This window comes from Ancylothrix sp. D3o, from assembly GCF_025370775.1.
Classification (GTDB): Bacteria; Cyanobacteriota; Cyanobacteriia; order Cyanobacteriales; family Oscillatoriaceae; genus Ancylothrix.
In genome coordinates this window covers 103,402-120,381 of record NZ_JAMXEX010000004.1, presented here as the reverse complement: position 1 = coordinate 120,381, position 16,980 = coordinate 103,402, and the positions used below count along the sequence as shown (strand labels likewise).

General features: G+C 43.7%; 11 protein-coding genes. 8 read left to right on the top strand and 3 right to left on the bottom strand.

Annotated features, from left to right (window positions below):
• Window positions 1-51 precede the first annotated feature (51 nt).
• Window positions 52-2,085 carry an ATP-binding protein gene (locus NG798_RS09830; protein ID WP_261222337.1) on the bottom strand — a complete coding sequence of 678 codons (2,034 nt, stop codon included), beginning with the start codon at window positions 2,083-2,085 and terminating at the stop codon, window positions 52-54.
• Window positions 2,086-2,149: 64 nt separating this feature from the next.
• Entirely contained in the window at window positions 2,150-2,986 is an 837-nt protein-coding gene (locus NG798_RS09825) for a hypothetical protein (protein WP_261222336.1), read from the bottom strand.
• A gap of 323 nt (window positions 2,987-3,309) precedes the next feature.
• Here NG798_RS09825 and NG798_RS09820 point away from each other — a divergent pair, with 323 nt between their 5' ends.
• From NG798_RS09820 to NG798_RS09800, 5 genes are all read left to right on the top strand, one after another.
• Complete coding sequence (locus tag NG798_RS09820; RefSeq protein WP_261222335.1) at window positions 3,310-3,780, top strand: helix-turn-helix domain-containing protein; 471 nt, start codon at window positions 3,310-3,312, stop codon at window positions 3,778-3,780.
• A 282-nt stretch (window positions 3,781-4,062) separates the two neighbouring features.
• Window positions 4,063-4,935, top strand: coding sequence for an ATP-dependent Clp protease proteolytic subunit (locus NG798_RS09815; RefSeq protein WP_261222334.1), 873 nt, complete (start codon window positions 4,063-4,065; stop codon window positions 4,933-4,935).
• A 241-nt stretch (window positions 4,936-5,176) separates the two neighbouring features.
• Window positions 5,177-5,794: a tetratricopeptide repeat protein gene (locus tag NG798_RS09810; RefSeq protein ID WP_261222333.1), complete on the top strand. Its 618-nt coding sequence runs from the start codon at window positions 5,177-5,179 to the stop codon at window positions 5,792-5,794.
• Window positions 5,795-5,978: 184 nt separating this feature from the next.
• Window positions 5,979-6,746 (top strand): pentapeptide repeat-containing protein, encoded by a 768-nt coding sequence (locus tag NG798_RS09805; protein WP_261222332.1) that lies wholly within the window; start codon window positions 5,979-5,981, stop codon window positions 6,744-6,746.
• A 189-nt stretch (window positions 6,747-6,935) separates the two neighbouring features.
• Window positions 6,936-8,273, top strand: coding sequence for a CHAT domain-containing protein (locus NG798_RS09800; RefSeq protein WP_261222331.1), 1,338 nt, complete (start codon window positions 6,936-6,938; stop codon window positions 8,271-8,273).
• Between the two features lie 41 nt (window positions 8,274-8,314).
• Here the strand turns inward: NG798_RS09800 and NG798_RS09795 are convergent, their stop codons facing one another.
• On the bottom strand, window positions 8,315-9,265 hold the full coding sequence (locus NG798_RS09795; protein ID WP_261222330.1) for a glycosyltransferase family 2 protein: 951 nt from the start codon (window positions 9,263-9,265) through the stop codon (window positions 8,315-8,317).
• 100 nt (window positions 9,266-9,365) lie between these two features.
• On the opposite strand from NG798_RS09795, the gene NG798_RS09790 reads away from it, so the two are divergent.
• From NG798_RS09790 to NG798_RS09780, 3 genes are all read left to right on the top strand, one after another.
• Window positions 9,366-10,562: a glycosyltransferase family 4 protein gene (locus NG798_RS09790; protein WP_261222328.1), complete on the top strand. Its 1,197-nt coding sequence runs from the start codon at window positions 9,366-9,368 to the stop codon at window positions 10,560-10,562.
• Window positions 10,563-10,584: 22 nt separating this feature from the next.
• Window positions 10,585-12,984 (top strand): hypothetical protein, encoded by a 2,400-nt coding sequence (locus NG798_RS09785; RefSeq protein WP_261222326.1) that lies wholly within the window; start codon window positions 10,585-10,587, stop codon window positions 12,982-12,984.
• A gap of 603 nt (window positions 12,985-13,587) precedes the next feature.
• A complete protein-coding gene (locus NG798_RS09780) occupies window positions 13,588-16,803 on the top strand; it encodes an EAL domain-containing protein (protein WP_261222324.1) in 3,216 nt (1,071 codons plus the stop codon).
• Window positions 16,804-16,980: the final 177 nt, after the last annotated feature.

The following is a 16,980-nucleotide window of genomic DNA, read 5'->3' as shown; positions in this document are numbered from 1 at the left end:
TCTCTGGATCACTTGATAAATTGACAACACCCTCCTACCTCCTACTAATTATTAAACTCTCACTAAATAGACTAATTGATCCTCAATTTTTGCACCAGAATCAAGAATTCTCACTTTTTGATTATCGCCACACAAATGATCAATTAACTGATTCACTTGCCCCTCACTCACATAAGAAAACTGATGCAAAGTTTCCTGCAATAAACGCTGTCTTGCCAAACACTGCTGATTAATTACCCGATTTAACAAAAACTCCTCAATGGGTTGCCATTCATCCTTATTATCGTCACTAATTACAAAGGCCGGTACTACCCCCAAATCTTGCAACAAAGTACAACCCCGCAACACCTGCGACTCTCTTATCAACGTCTCCAACTCCTTAATATCCGGTGTCGCTTCTCCCACAACCAAATCCCCCGAATACGCATCATTAACCAAACTATGATACGTCACTAAATACTGCACAGAAGACACATCCGGCATAAAATGATTGTGCGGCGAATCTTCAAAAATATCATTATAAATTCGATACCCCAAATTATGCGGATTCCCCACACCCTCAAAGCGAATTAACTGCAAAACTTGACACAAATTCTGCTCAATTGCCTCCTGACAAACTTTCATAAAATTACAAAACTTCGTCAAATTTTGATCCTCACTCCACACTACCGCCACCCGTTCGCCGTTTTCTGGCATTTGGTAACTTAAGGAATAATTTGCATAAATTCGATTTGGTAAAAACCGCATCTCCACCGCCGCTATTTCCAACGCCGAAAGCGCCTCAGCTAACATTTGAATTAATTCCGGCGAAGAAAATTGCCGCACACGAGTTACTCGCTGTTGAGTTTGTGTAAACTTCCGCAACCACACCAACTTAAAAGCAGCAATGGGGTCAAAAGTTTTTTCTACCACCGGCACCGGTTTTTTCTCTTCCTCAACCGTCTTTTCTTCGACGTGGGAAAGTTCCGAACCCACCAAATTAACCTTATAATCTTGATAAAGTTGCCGGCCTAAAATCAGCACATTTCGCGGCTTTGTTTTCCCCCCTGGAAACTTTTCTTCTAATTTATCTCTCTCCAAAGGATAAAGCGCAGAATCAGGCAATGACAAGGCGTTGCGGTGGAGAATAGAAAGCCGATATTTCCACAAAGCTTCCGCTTGATCCAGCGAAACTTGCTTTAATTGAAGCACCGTATCTAATCTATCCTTATCCGTTGGTTGAATGCGATGCGAGTTTTGCCGCCAAGTATCTGTAATAATGCTAATTATCACCAAAAAATTCTTTAGCTTTTGGTTATGAATAACCGAATTAGCACTAAACAACGTTTGCAAATCAATCGTCCCATCACTTAACCGCGCAATGTTATCTAATTGGTCAAAACACAACACTATCGGCTGAGTTTCTTCAGCAATTCTGCCAAAATTTGCAATGATTTTTTGGGCTGCATCTTCAGTATCAATTGAGTGCTGCACTTTCAACAGTTTTAAATTTTCCTCATCCAAATCATCGCCACGCAACCACTCACAAGCAAGACTGGCTAATTTTGGATTTGTTAAATCATACAACACCCCAAAAAACTCCGCCGCATTATAAATACCGGCTGGATAAGCTTCGCGTAAATTGCGAATAAATACTTGCCGGTCGCCGCGAATCATATCAATAATACTGCGGTGTTTAAACTCCGATAACCCTTTTAACCAAATCATCAACTGTGAATCTTCTTTGCCTTCGGGAACTTCCAGCAAACTATCCACCGTATAGCGTAAAATATGCCGCCAAATATAATCACTGGCGGTGAAAGGTTCAATATAAACAAAAAAAGCTTTCGGGTTTAGCTGGCGTTTAATTCTTCCCAATAAATACGTTTTTCCTGACCCGGTTTCGCCTTCTAACATTAAAGTCCGAGTCCGGTTATCTTGCGCCACTAAATCAAGGATATTTTCAATTTCAACAATCGCCTCTTTGTGAATAGAATCGACCATTAAATTAGGGTCTTGTTGTTCTTGCCAAAAATTCCCCGACCAGAAAGTTTCGGTGTCAAAAGGATTAGGTTCTCTTTGGATGATTTGATCAATAGATGGCATGGTAATTAGTGATTGATAGTGGATGATTACTGATTGATGACTGGTAGGGGCAGAGCACCACCGCTTAAATTACAATAATAAAAAATAGCGGCCCGCCGACATCTTGAGCAATACCGGCCTCAATTTGTTCTTGACTATAGGCAATAGCTTCTTGCAAAGAACTCAATTCTATTTTGTCATTTCGTTGCAAACGATAAAGCGCCCGATCCAACTCATCCCGCGTTAAAGGCGGTTGCAATTTTGACCGCAACTGAAAAATCGGCAAATAATTATCCGTTCCTAATTGCCGGTCTAAATCTTGGATAATTTGCAAAATATCATCATCATTAAGTATAAGTTCGGCAGCAGTTTTTCCTTGAGATAGCTTACTTACAGCTTTTTCAACTACACCCACATCCCGTAACGCTTTGCGAAAAAAACGCAAATAATTTGCCAAACCATTTAAACTAATAACTGGGCTTGTTCCCGTAGGGTTACATTCATTGAGCAAAAATTCTTGGCCGCGTTCTGTCAACCAAATTTCATTAATTTGCGTTTTAACAGCCCGAATTAAACCCCGTTGAGCTAAACCTTGAATAACAGGCTGCTGAAGTTCTGCAACAATGCCGGTTTGGGTAGGCGAAATTTCCTCATTCGCACAAGCTTGCAAAACCAGCAACTCTTCCGCCGTCACCGGCAAACCCGCCATCTCCAACTTCAACAAAGACTTACCCGGAGGGGCAATAGCCAACCGCGTTACTTCCACACTATAGCCCACCAAATCACGCTCAGAAAGCCGGCGGCAGATATTATCCCGTTCGCTGGCTTTAGATTGGGGGTTTGGTTTAATTTTGCTGGCCGGTGCCCGATAATCCGCCTCCCCCAACAACTCCAATAAAAATTTCAACTCTAGGACATCCATTTTAAAAGCACGTCTAAATAATTCATAGATCCTAGTTTATCCGTTCAAGGGCGCCCGCCCGTTGAAACCTAAAGCCCATAACTTCTTCCCCTACTTGATAGAGGCGGCAAAACTATTGTTTATCCCTTCGCCTCTTGTCGCCTCGCCTTGTAGCGCCGGTGGGTGAGAGATTATTATCGCGATGCAGAGTTAGATTTTATTAACAAAACTATACATTCCCAAACGGCACGAATTGGAGTTTTTATAGAATTTCTCAAAACAATTCAATCAAAATCACTATTTTAGTGCATCATAAAATAAAGCAATCTCAACTAATAACTAGCATGACCGGAGTTCTCAACCTCAATATCACAGAAACCCGCGAACACCTGAAAACCCTGCTCAACCAACAAAAAACCGCCCAAGGAAAAGAACGAGTCCAAGCACTTTACCTGCTCAAAATTGGGCAAGTCAAAACCGTGCAAGAATTAGCAGTGGCCCTAGGTAGAAATCGTGTCACCCTGCAACGCTGGTTACAAAAATACAGAAGCGACGGCCTGGACGGTTTGCTAGAAGTCAAAAAAAGCCAAGGCAGAAAACCGGCCATCCCTAAAGAAATCATGGATCGTTTGCAAAAACGCCTGCAAGAAACTCCCTCTTTTGAAAGTTACGGCGAGATTAAAATGTGGCTAAACCAAGAATGCGGTATAGACGCTTCCTATAAAGTTGTTCACGAAGCTGTCCGCTACCGCCTTAAATATAACCTCAAACGCCCTAAGCCCAAAAAAAACAAAAAAACTCCTACCAAAGTTTAGGAAAGATGCAGCTATCGTTGGCTGCATTTTTCTTTAAGATGTACTCAAACTGCCAATGCTTTTTAAGTTTCCGAGTTTTTGCAAAGGTTGCTAGGATTTTTACTTAAACCGTCCCCGGCTTTATATTCACCTGCACTTTCCTCAGCCATTAAAGAGATTTTTAGGTTAAATTTTCGCCTCCATCAGACCCTATTTCATCCTTTGGATCGTCCTAAAGGTGGATGAGTTAACCCATTGAAAAAGGCAAAATTAAAAGAAATCTAGCCATCAACAAATATCTCTATGTCCTTTAGTTTTTTTGACCTTTTTTGGGTATTTCTTGCCTTTGCTTCGCTTCAACCGGCCTGGCAAAAACGAATGGTTGCAATGCGCCGCATTCAAACCCTCAGAGAATTTGAACAGCAGAAAAACAGCCGCGTCATCTTATTAATTCACCGCCAAGAATCAATCAATCTTTTAGGCATACCGGTTTCTAGGTATATCAGCATCGAAGACTCAGAAGAAGTTTTGCGAGCCATACGTCTGACACCGCCCGACGTACCAATTGATTTAATATTGCATACCCCTGGCGGTTTAGTTCTCGCTACCGAACAAATCGCTCGCGCCCTAATACGTCACAAAGCAAAAGTCACCGTTTATGTACCTCACTATGCCATGAGTGGAGGTACAATGCTGGCCCTAGCAGCCGATGAAATTATCATGGATGAAAACGCTGTTTTAGGGCCGGTTGATCCGCAACTTGGTAACTTTGCCGCCGCCAGCATTCTCAAAGTCGTAGAAAAAAAACCCATCGGCGAAATAGACGACCAAACATTGATCATGGCAGACTTATCTGGCAAAGCCATCAAACAAGTCCAGCGATTTGTTCGCACCTTGTTAGAAGATAACTTTCCCAAACAAAAAATCAACCCCGAAAACATCGACCGTATTATTGACACCCTCACCACCGGCCAAATCACTCACGACTGTCCAATTACCGTAGAAGAAGCAAAACAACTCGGCCTACCAATCACCGTAGGATTGCCGATGTCTATTTATAAACTGATGGATTTATATCCGCAACCGCAAGGAGGCCGGCCAAGCGTTCAATATCTCCCCATGCCATACCAACCGAGGCCGAGCTTACCCCAACCCCAACCCACTGCACGCACCTAAAACTGCTCTCCCCTAAACGCCTCTTTTTACAAGGGGAGAGATTCGCCTTACCGCCCTTTCTTCGAGAGGGCTGGGCGGCAAGAGAAGCCCACGAAGCAAAAATGTTAGCCTGAATAGCAGCCACTCATACCAGTCCAAACCCCGCAAATAAATTCAGGAACAGGGCCGGTGAGGAAGGCGTTCCTAGTAGATAGTTTTGGAAGCACCCTTTGTGCTGAATTGTCACATTTCAGGTAAACCAATGAACCGAATTAACAAAAGCCTCGCCATCTTCAGCCTTGCCACTCTCTTAGGCGGGGCAGCCGTCCCAGCCATAGCCCAAAGTACCCCACTAAGCCTTGCCCAAAACACCCCCGCCACCGAAACTTCACCCAAAGCAGTCGATTTATTTAACCAAGGCTTGCAAAAAATGGAACGCCAAGATTTTCAAGGCGCCATTACCGACTTTAACGAAAGCCTCAAAATTCAACCAAATAACCCCGAAACCCACTACTTTCGAGGTTTAGCCTTTGATTTGCTAGAAGAAAATGACAAAGCCATCGAAGACTATACCACCGCCATTCGCATCGCCCCAGACAACACCTTTGCCTACAACAATCGAGGCACCGTCTATGCAGAATTGAAAAACTACCCCAAAGCCATTGAAGATTATAACCAAGCTTTAAAACTCGATGGTGAAAACGCCAACGCCTATTACAACCGAGGACTAGCCCACGCCGCCCTCGAACAATCTACCGAAGCCATTGCCGATTTTCAAAAAGCCGCCGACATTTATAAAAAACAAGGCAAAACCCAAGATTACCAAGATGCCATGAACCGCATCACCGAACTGCAAAACCCAGCCCCAAAAACCCCATAAGTGCTAGCGCTACACCGGCATAATCGCTTAAGATAGCTAAAAGAAGACTTACGCAACAAAACCCGGTTTATCTTAAAAATAGTGGATCGTTTCCGTATCGATAGAGACGTAAAAACCGGGTTTTTGACCTTACCTGCGTAAGTGCTGTAGAAAATAGCCTCGCACCTCACCAGTGTTAAAAGCCATGATCAAAGCGAGAATCCTAGCCAGTGTAGTGCTGCTCTGCGGCTCACTTTTTGCCCCTGTTGCCAGCGCGGAAAACCTCGACCACACCCGACAGCTACTTGCCACAAAACAGTGCCAAAAATGTGAACTCAGCGGCGCCGGCTTGGTTCTTGCCAACTTAGCCGGCTCAAACTTGGCCGGTGCAAATCTAAACCGCGCCAATCTCAGCCGTGCTGACCTCAGCGGAGCCGATCTTTCCGGTGCCGACTTGCGAAATGCCAGTTTATACGGGGCAAACTTATCAGGAGCTAATTTACGCGGCGCAAACCTCACGGGAGCCGATCTCAGGGATGCAATGTTAGAGGGTGCAGACACCACCAACGTCATCTTGGCCGGTGCAAGCGTCCGAGGCACCACCGGCCTCGGTGAATACCAAGGCAGACTCGAAAACCTCTACCAGTGGGGTATGGAAGAAGGAAAACGCAAAAATTACCCCGGAGCCATCGCCTATTTTAACGAAGCCCTCACCATCAAACCCGATTTTGCCCCCGCTTACCTCGGTCGTTCTGCCTCCCGCGCAGAAATGGGCGACTATACCGGCGCACTCCAAGATGCTCAATATGCCGGCACCCTCTACACCGCCCAAAACAACCCCAACGGCACTCAAACCTCAGAAATGCTAGTCAAACAAATTGAAGCCTATCAAGCAAGAGCCTCTGGCAACACCGGCGGCGGCGGTAACATCATTAACGTCTTAGGCAGCGTTTTATTGCAATTGCTCTTTTAACCCTTCGCTTTCAAAAAGCCGGTTTCTCTGGCAAAAAATAGGGTTTTGTTATCAAAAAAACAGAAAAACAGGCTTTATTTCTTCTCAATCCCTGCTAAAAGAAGAAAAATAAAAAAGCTTTTTTTATGGCTCCAACTCTTTTTTTCTTTCACCACCTTAAAAATCTAAACTTTGCAATCGTCTTATCCCATGAATTTATATGGCCAAGACCAGCCCCCTGATATTTACCGGGGGTTTCAAAAAGTTTTAATTGCCCAAAACCGCATTCAAAACGCCCTAGAAGTCGCAGAACAAGGCCGCTATCGAGCCTTGAAAAATTTATTCATCACCCGCTTAGGAATTGAACCCAAATTTCCCCACTCTAACACTCCCCCCGACCTGGCCCGCATCCAAAAAGTTGCTAAAACTTTCAATGCTACTTTAGTAGAATATTCGATTATTTATAACGATAACCAAATCAGTCAATTATCCGGCTACCGGCTACCATTTGATGACCATTTTGCCTACGCAGAAGCCTTATTTATTTGGCTCGTTAAACCCAGCGGCGACATCACCTTCCGCAAAGTCAACCTCAAAGCAGAAACCAACAAAATTCTTCTTTCAACTTTAGTCCGCAGTTTGCGAGAAAGCATCAACGCAAAAAGCCCAATTATACCGGATATTTTCTGCCACCCACCCCTTCACTATTTGTATCAGTTTCTTATTCAACCGATTGCAGATTTACTGCCCAGCAATCCCGAAAGTAGAGTGATTTTTATTCCCCAAGATTTTCTATTTTTAGTACCTTTTTGTGCCTTACAAGATAGCGATGGTTCTTACTTAATTGAAAAACATACCATATCGATGGCGCCTTCAATTTTTTACCTAGAATTAACCTTAGAAAACCAGAGAATAAACCCCGCCAAATTTCCTGATCCCAGTGATTGCTTGATAGTAGGAAATCCCATCATGCCGAGCATTTATCGCCCCATCGATGAATTAGATGCTTCTTTAAGCGCACTCCCAAATGCTGAAATAGAAGCCCTCCAGGTAGCTGAGTTATTAGAAACTGAAGCGTTAATAGGATTAGATGCCACCAAAACAACTGTTTTAACAAAAATTACAACTAGTCAAATTATCCACTTTGCTACACATATTTTAGGCGAAGATAAAGGAGGGTTAGCCGGTGCTATTGCCCTCACTCCCAGCCCCAATGATGGTTTTTTAAGACTATTTGAAATTCTCCAGCAGAAAATTAATGCTGAATTAGTAGTTTTAAGTGGGTATGATACAACGCACGGTAAGCTATGGGGCGATGGAGTAGTGATGATTACCAGCGGTTTTCTAGGAAGTGGTGCTTTAAGTTTAATTTTATCTTTGTGGCAAAACAATTTCGATAAACCTCCTTCTTTAATTAAAGATTTCTATCATAATTGGCTCCAAACAGGAGATAAAGCTTTGTCTCTCCGAAACGCTATGTTAGCCACCATGAAAGAATATCCCCAGCCCCAAAATTGGGCGTGGTTAGTATTAATAGGGCATCCCTAATAATTTTTATAAAAACCAATAACTTTATAAATACAATAATCTTATTTTTTCAACTTTCTCGCCAATTCAAAAAAATTTATCCGCCATTCCACCGGCACAAAAGAAAGCAGCAAACCTAAAAAAGCTTTCCGGGTAGAAAACGTTTTTCCTTGCCAAACTAACCGTCTTCCTTCTTGAGATTCTCCCCTTTCAATTAACCGCAACCCCAAAATAAGCTGAGTTTCGGCTAAACGAGACTTTCTAATAAATTCCAACCGAGAAGACTCAAAACAATAACGCTGTAGATAACAGCATTTATCCTGCAAATAAGGAATAGCACGATTAATGCCTTGTTGTTCGGCGTGAACACGATATTCCATCAATCTTTCCGGCAAAAAATAGCCTTTTTTACCCGCCAAAGCCAGCCTAACAAATAAATCATTATCTTCGCAATTTTGTAAATTAGGCAACATAAAATTAATTGCTTGTAGAACCTCTCTCCGAAACAGAGTAGCGCCTACTTGGAAACTTTGCTGCACAAAAACAACATCCAACAAATCATCAACAATACCAGCCTTTAAAAAAGAGCGTCCCCACCTCCGAGAATTTAACTCAGTTTCGTTTTCTTGACGTAAATTATTAACATCAATAATCCAGTGATCACAGCCAACAAAATCCACATCAGCATAACCATCTAAAATTTCACAAGTACGAACCAAAAAATCCGAAGTCAATTGATCATCATCATCAAACTTAACAAAATAATCACCCCTAGCCAAATCAAAACCCGACCGCATATTATTACTTTTACCAATATTGTGCGAATGACGGATATAATGAATACGCCGATCACTACTCAAACCAGCCATAAAATCCGCAGTCCCATCCGTAGAACCATCATCACAAACAATCAACTCCCAATCCTGATAAGATTGCCCCACAACACTCTCAATCGCCAACCGCAATAAACCTACCCGATTAAAAGTAGGAATACAAACACTAACCTTTGGCATAACCCCTCCAAAAACCAGCCACACCATCATAAAAAACTATAACATCCAGGCCCAAAACTATCCGCGTTAATCTGCGTTCATCTGCGGTTAAAAAAAAACCATGAAAATTATAATAATCTCCACAAACTTTCCCTATCCCCCAACCGGCGGAACCACAACCAGAACCTATAACCTCCTAAAATACCTTAATCGCCACCATCAAATAACCCTAGTAACCCAAACCGAAACAACAGACAACCAACACATAGAAACCTTAAAAAAACAAGTAACCCACCTCAAAAAATTTCCCCGAACAAGCCAAAACTATCCCAAAACAATAACCGGCAAACTACAACGCTTCGGCCAATTTTTAACAACCGGCACCCCCCCAAACGTCCGCCATTATTACTCACCAGCCATGCAAAACTGGATTGATCAACATATAGCAGAAAACCCCGATGCAATTATTACCTGTGAACACAGCATCAACGAAATATATATACGTCCAGAATGGAAAAATAGAAAAATATTAAATATCCACAGTTCAATATATGCAACAGCAAAAGCACAAATAGAAACCGGCATTTCCGAAAACCCATTAAGAGACTGGCTGCAAATACCCCTATTGCGCCAATACGAAAAAAGACACACCGCCAAATTTTCCCACCTCGTCGTCACCACAGAACAAGACAAAAAATTTATTCAACCCCTCAACCCAAACATACCGATCAGCATAATTCCTAACGGAGTAATGCTCGAAAAATTTCCCAATAGAACCCAAGATCCAGGCGGTTATAACCTCATATTTGCCGGCGCAATGGATAACCTAGCCAACATAGACGCCGCCAGATATTTAGCCCTAGAAATATTACCCAAAGTGCAACAAAACTACCCGCAAACACACCTAACCCTAGTCGGAACAAACCCAAAACCAGCCATTAAAGAACTCAGCAAAAATCCAGCCATAACCGTAACAGGAAAAGTTGAATCTGTGGCAGAATACCTGCATCAAGCCACCGTTTGCGTTATCCCGATGCGAGTAGGTTTTGGCATCAAAAATAAAACCCTCGAAGCAATGGCAACCGGAGTGCCGGTGGTAGCAAGCGAACGAGGCTTAGAAGGCATCAGCCTGCAAACACCCACCGGCCTCACCGCCATCGCCGCCAACAACACCAGCGAGTATATTGATTCAATAGTGCGCTTGTTTGAAAACCCCCAACTCAGACAGCAAATCTCGCAAAACGCTCGCAGCCTGATTGAAAACGCCTACACTTGGGAAAGTGTTGGAAAATGCTACGAACAAGTTTTAATGGATTAAGACTGCCGACTACCGACCTGCTATGAACAACAAGCTACGCGACTTTGGTACGAACCTGCAACGGAAATTACAAACTCAAAACAAACCAAAATTACCTCCTCGCCGGCCGGCCCCCATCGTCCCAGCCATCAACACCAGGCCGGTACGCCGATGGCAAGTTCCCCCCGGAGTCGTAGCAGTAGCAGCCTTTGCCGGTGGCCTTAGCTTTCTAGCCGGCGGTGCTTGGATGAGCATTCAAATGATTATGAACCCCGATGCAGTCATGGGGTTAAACCAATTTTTACCCGAACGCGAAGGCATAGCCGGCGAGTCTCAAGGCAACCCCCCCCAGACAATAGCTGCCATCCAAGCCGAAATGCGCGACGCTGGGCAAATTCCGGGGACACCCAAATGGCTCACCAGCCCCAAAAATCCCAAGATGGAACCAGACTTACTGTTGCCGGTGGTTGTCGAGTCTGCGCCTCCCAAACATTTAATGTGTATGTCGCCTTGCCAGCAACTTTCGGAACTGAAAATTTATCAGCCAGTCGGAGACAGCAAAAACTCTGAAAAATACCTCCGCTTGGTCAGTCAAACACAGTTAGAAGGGCCGGCAGAAACGTTTGTCTTGTCTGGACTTGATACTGGAAAAAACAGAGCAAGCAATCGCCCCCAAGCTTTAACGAATATTGAACCTTTACAAGGTGAAGCTCCCCCCACCGGCATTTGGTTAAACCTCAGCGGCTACCGTCGTCAAGGCGACACCACCCTCGCCTATGGACAAGTTTTTCACTATAATCCTGACCGCGCTCATTTGGGCTTAATGACACAGTGGGTTTCACCGGCCGGTCGCGTTCCCAATTGGCAAGAAGTTACAGCCAGTGGCCGGCCAGAATTGGTTGTCGATCAATCTATCGGTTTAGAGCCAAAGTTTGAAGTTTATCAAATTCAACCGCGTAATTTCGTTCCTAATCCTATAGAATTAACCGAAATTTCCCTCAAAGAGCCGGTATTACAGGATGCGGTCTACCGCGACGCTTTAATGTTGGCAAAAAGTGGCTTGTGGTCGCCGGCCCTGCAATTATTAGAATCCCTAAAACAACAAAAAATTCAAAACAATCAAGCGTGGCCAGACAGCGCCCAAGCTCAACTGGATGTCGTTGCCTTCCACGCCAAAATCACTAAAACTCAAGCAGATGCCGCTTGGTCTGATCCCGCCCAAAAAGCCCTGGCAGCGATCATTGATGGCCGGTGGGAAGAAGCTTTGAAAATTTTTGAGGCCGATTTGGATAATACTTACAATATTTCCCTACTCCTCAAATCAGATAAAGGCGTAATTTCAAAACGCTTGGAAGCATCATTGAGAAAGAATCCTAGCAGTGAAGTTCTACTGGCTTGGGGGGCCGTGTTGCGCTCGGCTCAAGAAGGCAAACCAAAAGCAATGGCATGGTATCAATCGCAAAATAAAATCGCTTCCGCCAGCTTTGAGACGGCGGCGCGAGTTAGTCAAGTTTTGGAAAGGCTAGATGTGGCAATGGCAGAGTCACTTTTGGTTAATCATCCAGGGAAACTGATGGGCTTGGCAGTGCCGGTGGCAAAAGTGAATGCACAAGATTGGATGATGCCGACAAAAAAAGAAGCCCTCGAAAAAACTGAGGGACAAGTTTGGTATCAAGTGCGTCTGGCCGGTTTTCACGACGGACAGCAATGGCTGCGGACACCTTTTTTAAATCTGCAATTACCTAATATTGAAACAGGCCGGCGTTTGTGGAAAGTTTTGGGGTTAAATCTTGATCCGAATCTTCAAATTTCTGTTTGGTTGCCAGATGGTAGTCAAAAAACCGGTCTGGCTACTGTAAAAGCGGTTTCTTTTCGCAAAGGTGTTTTGGAATTATTAGCTGCCGGTGAGCCGCTGCCAGAACAAACTCAGTTTCCGCGACCTGTTGCTTTTACCGCAGATAAGTTTCGTTGGTTAGAACCGGCTTTGATGAATATGAATGAATTAAATGGCTCTCAACCGGTTTTAGTGAGGGGAATTTTGACAAGTTTGTGGCGAGAACTACAGGGGCCCGGTCGTGGGGCAGGCCGCGCACCAAGTTTAGATCAAATGTTACAACAAAGCAGTTCTTGGCAGGTGCAGCTTGTTGATTTGAATGGCAATCAGGTACCCGATGCCGTGTTAACTTTACAGTATGATATGGCTGCTTCTTGGGCAGGATCTATGGCTTCTTTGCCACAAAACAGCGGTGATTCCTCGCGTCCCAAAACATTAATTTTTGATGACAATGGACGTTTAATTTATAGCGCCTTTACTTTTAATTCTGGGGAATCTTTGACCGGTTTTGCTGACCTGGAAGATGGCGGGCCGGTGGCTTTGGTTGTTGATACTGCCAACGGTTATACTCTAAAACGCTGGGTTTCTGACCGGCGCCGGTTTGAGTAAATACTTAAGCCCCTTCATAAGCAGCAAATAGCAAATAAAATCACTTATTCTTGCTTGTTGCCTACGCCGTTAACGCCATCAGTTAAGCTAATAACAATTAACTTTTGCTTTTATCGGCCCTTGTTGGCAGAAAAATAAATAAATTTAAAAAAAAAGCAAAAATTTGAGCGTCCGGATCAAGACGTGGATGGGTGCTGCTGAATTTGCTTGTTTACCTGCAACTATTGAGAGTCGCTGCTATTATTTATAAAGGTTGTGGAAGGCCGAAGGCTTCAATAAATCCTTTTTTTTTTAAGCATAAGCACTTTTACCTCTGTTTAAGGCTTGGCACAGTAGAGTTTTAAACCTTGCTTTCAGGTTGAAAATTGACTGTAATCGTTAACCTTAAAACAATCAAAGCATAATAGTTGTTAAACTAAGCTAAACCGACAAGGGTGTATCTTAAAGACAGACCCACCAATAAATCAGCGGCTTGAAAGCAAACCTTTTCAACGGCCATACCCCCCGCCAAGTTGAGCTTTTAAGGGTGGCCGCACGTCACAGGTACGCCGCAGGCAATAAATCGGCTTCTCTTGTAAGCGTGCTGAGGAGGGATGAATTAAAATGGAATCTCGCATTTATACAAAAATTACTTTCAAAATAGTTTTAATAAATGTTTTTGTTACGGCTGTTGCTGTTTTGGTTTGGTTTTCTCAACCTATAGATACTTTGGTTATTCAGCCTATAAGCGATTTTAATTGGCTGCAACGCTTAAAATTTTTACTAATATTGCCCTTTGTGGCGACGCTGATGTATGCTAGTCGAAAAATGCGATTTTTGCTTGAATATCAACCTTATTTAGGGCTGACGACACGCACAGAAAAACCACTTAGAGAAAAAATTGTAAATAACATTTTCGTTAAAAAGGATAGGGGAGGATTTATGGGCATTAATAGTAATAATTTTTTTGCCGGCCAGTGCCAACTTAATACCAACCCTCCAGAGCAATTATCTTTAAGGGCAGAACAAGAAGCTTTAGAAAAAGAGCGAGATTTATTACTGGACAAATTAAAAATAGAAAAAGAAGACTTGGCAGCCTTAACCGCCGTTACTGCTAATGCAATTAGTACCCTCGACTTGGATGAATTGCTCGACGTTATGCTGAAGAGAATTGTCGCAGTGATGCAGGCAGATATAGGAGTTATTCTTTTAAAATCTCATAAAAATGAGTTGCCAATTTTTAGCGAAAAACTTTCAAAACGCCACCGAGAAAATAGGCTTTGTGACGAAAATTTTAGCCAAGATCACCAGGATTTTTTGTCAGTTAGTGCCCGTATTTTTGAATCTGAGAACGGCTCCGATAACATCATCAGCGATCCCGGCTTTTGCCCTATCATGGGAGAAGGCTTTGCCGGCCTTATTGCCGCCACCAGGAAGCCTTTATATATAGCCAACGCCCAGACTGATGCTCTTATCACCAGCGAACTAATCAAACAAAAAGGCATTCGCTCGATTTTGGGCGTTCCTCTTCAGCGCAATCACAATTTAGTCGGGGTGCTTTATGTCGGTTGGCTTCAGGATCACCCCTGGGAAGAAAGACAATTACATTTATTAGAAATTACCGCTGAACGTTGCGCGATGGCAATCCTTAATGCTCAACTTTATGAGCAAACAAAACAATTGCAAGAACTCGCAAAACTGCAAATTGATAGGATGCCAATTGGATGTATTCTTATGGATAAAAACTTTTGTTTTGTGGATTGGAATCCAGCAGCAGAAGAAATTTTTGGCTTTAAAAAAGAAGAAATTATCGGATTACATCCGTTTGAAAAGATTATTCCCCCAAGAACCCAACCCGAAGTTAATGAGATTTGGCACCGGCTCTCTCAAGGAGATATGAAAGCTCACAGCTTAAGTGAAAATATCACCAAAGACGGACGTACCATTATGTGTGAGTGGTTTAATACGCCGCTCAAGCAACAGGATGGCACAATTATCGGGTTTCTGGCAATGGTACAAGATGTAACCAAACGTGAAGAAATGCAAGAGCAAATCCAACAAAGTGAACAGCGGTTGCGGACGGTGTTGGAAAGTATGCCGGTGATGATGAATGCTTTTGATGAACAAGGAAATATCCAGGTTTGGAATCAAGAATGCGAACGAGTGACGGGATATGAAGCCTCAGAAATTGTTGGCAACCCGCAGGCGTTAGAAATGCTCTATCCTGAATCGCGCTATCGCCGGAAAATGCTGGAAGAGTGGCAAAAGCGTCCTGACGATTACCGCAACTGGGAATGGCAGCTTACATCTAAAGATGGCACTATCAAAACTGTTGCTTGGTCAAATTTATCGCAGCGGTTTCCTATTCCTGGTTGGGCTACTTGGGGTATTGGTGTGGATGTGACGCAACGTTTGCGAAACGAGGAGATTTTGCGGCGTTTTGCTTTTTATGATGCTCTTACCGGCCTGCCAAATCGTGCTTTATTTGTTGAGCGAGTAACCGAGGCGCTTCAACAAGCAAAACTCGGTAAGGCGGGCTTATTTGCCGTGTTGTTTTTAGATTTAAGCCGGTTTGAAATGGTCAAGTATAGTTTGGGTCATTTGGTGGCCGACCGGCTGCTGGTGGCGGTGGGACGTCGCTTAGAAAGTGCTGTAGGCCGGCACGATTTTGTAGCGCGGGTGGGAGAAGATGAATTTGGGATTTTGCTAACGAACACTGATTTACTCAAAGATGCAACCTGCGTGGCTGAGAAAATTCGCTCGTCACTTTCACTTCCGTTTGATTTAAACGGCCATGAAGTGTTTTCTAATGCCAGTATTGGAATTGCTTTGAGTTGGTTTCAGACAAGCTCTAGCGAGCCGGCGGCCCACAATCTGGAAAATCCTAAATCCAAAATTGCTTACAATGACGCTGAAGACTTGCTCAGGGATGCAGACACGGCGACTCACTGGGCTAAGCAGCAGCCGACAGTGCCTTATGTGGTTTTTGACCAAACTATGCACACGGGCGCTCTCAGACGCTTGCTGCTAGAAACAGAACTGCGGCGAGCGATTGAGGCAGAACAGTTTGAGGTTTATTATCAGCCGATTGTCTCGCTGTCATCCGGTACTATTACCGGGTTTGAGGCGCTGGTGCGTTGGTGTCATCCAAAGCGGGGGATGATTTCGCCAGTAGAGTTTATTCCTTTGGCAGAAGAAACCGGCTTAATTAGCTTGATTGATCGTTGGGTGTTGCAGCAAGCTTGCCGGCAGTTGGGGATTTGGAAAAATCAGTTTCCCCATCTTCAACCTTTGACAATGAGTGTGAATTTGTCTGCCAAAGAGTTAGGCCAGTTGGGCATGGTGGAACGAATCGAGCGGATTTTGGGTGCCACCGGCCTCTGTGGTGAGGCTTTGAAGTTGGAAATTACAGAAAGCACGATTGTTGAGCCAAATACTACCAATGCGGTGATGTTAGATCAGTTAAAGGCTTTAGGTGTCAAGCTTTCTATTGATGATTTTGGCACGGGATATTCTTGTTTAGCTCGCTTACATGAGTTGCCGATTAATACCCTCAAAATAGACAGGTCTTTTGTCAACAGGCTTTCTGCAACCGGCGAAAATTGCGAAATTGTCCGCACGATTATGACTTTGGCCCACAGTTTAGGAATGGATGTGATTGCTGAAGGCGTGGAAACGCTCGATCAGCTTGAACAACTGCGAACTATGGGGTGCGAGTCTGTGCAGGGTTTCTTTTTGTCGAGGCCGGTTCCTAGCCAAAAAGCTACCGATTTACTGACGGCAGGTGGGGCATTGGAAATTATCGGGTTTGAGCTTTTAAATTCGAGATTTGAGATTTAAGATTTGAAATTTGAGATTTAAAATTTAAAACTTTCTGGCCTAAGAGAAGCATTTTTAATTGGATAAACCAGAGCAGGCCGAGAAACTCAGCAACCAGTGTTAAGGCTAGGATTTGTTTATGCCTCTTTCCTCTATCCCCATTCCCGAATTTTCATCTAAAATTACCTCTTCCCCAAT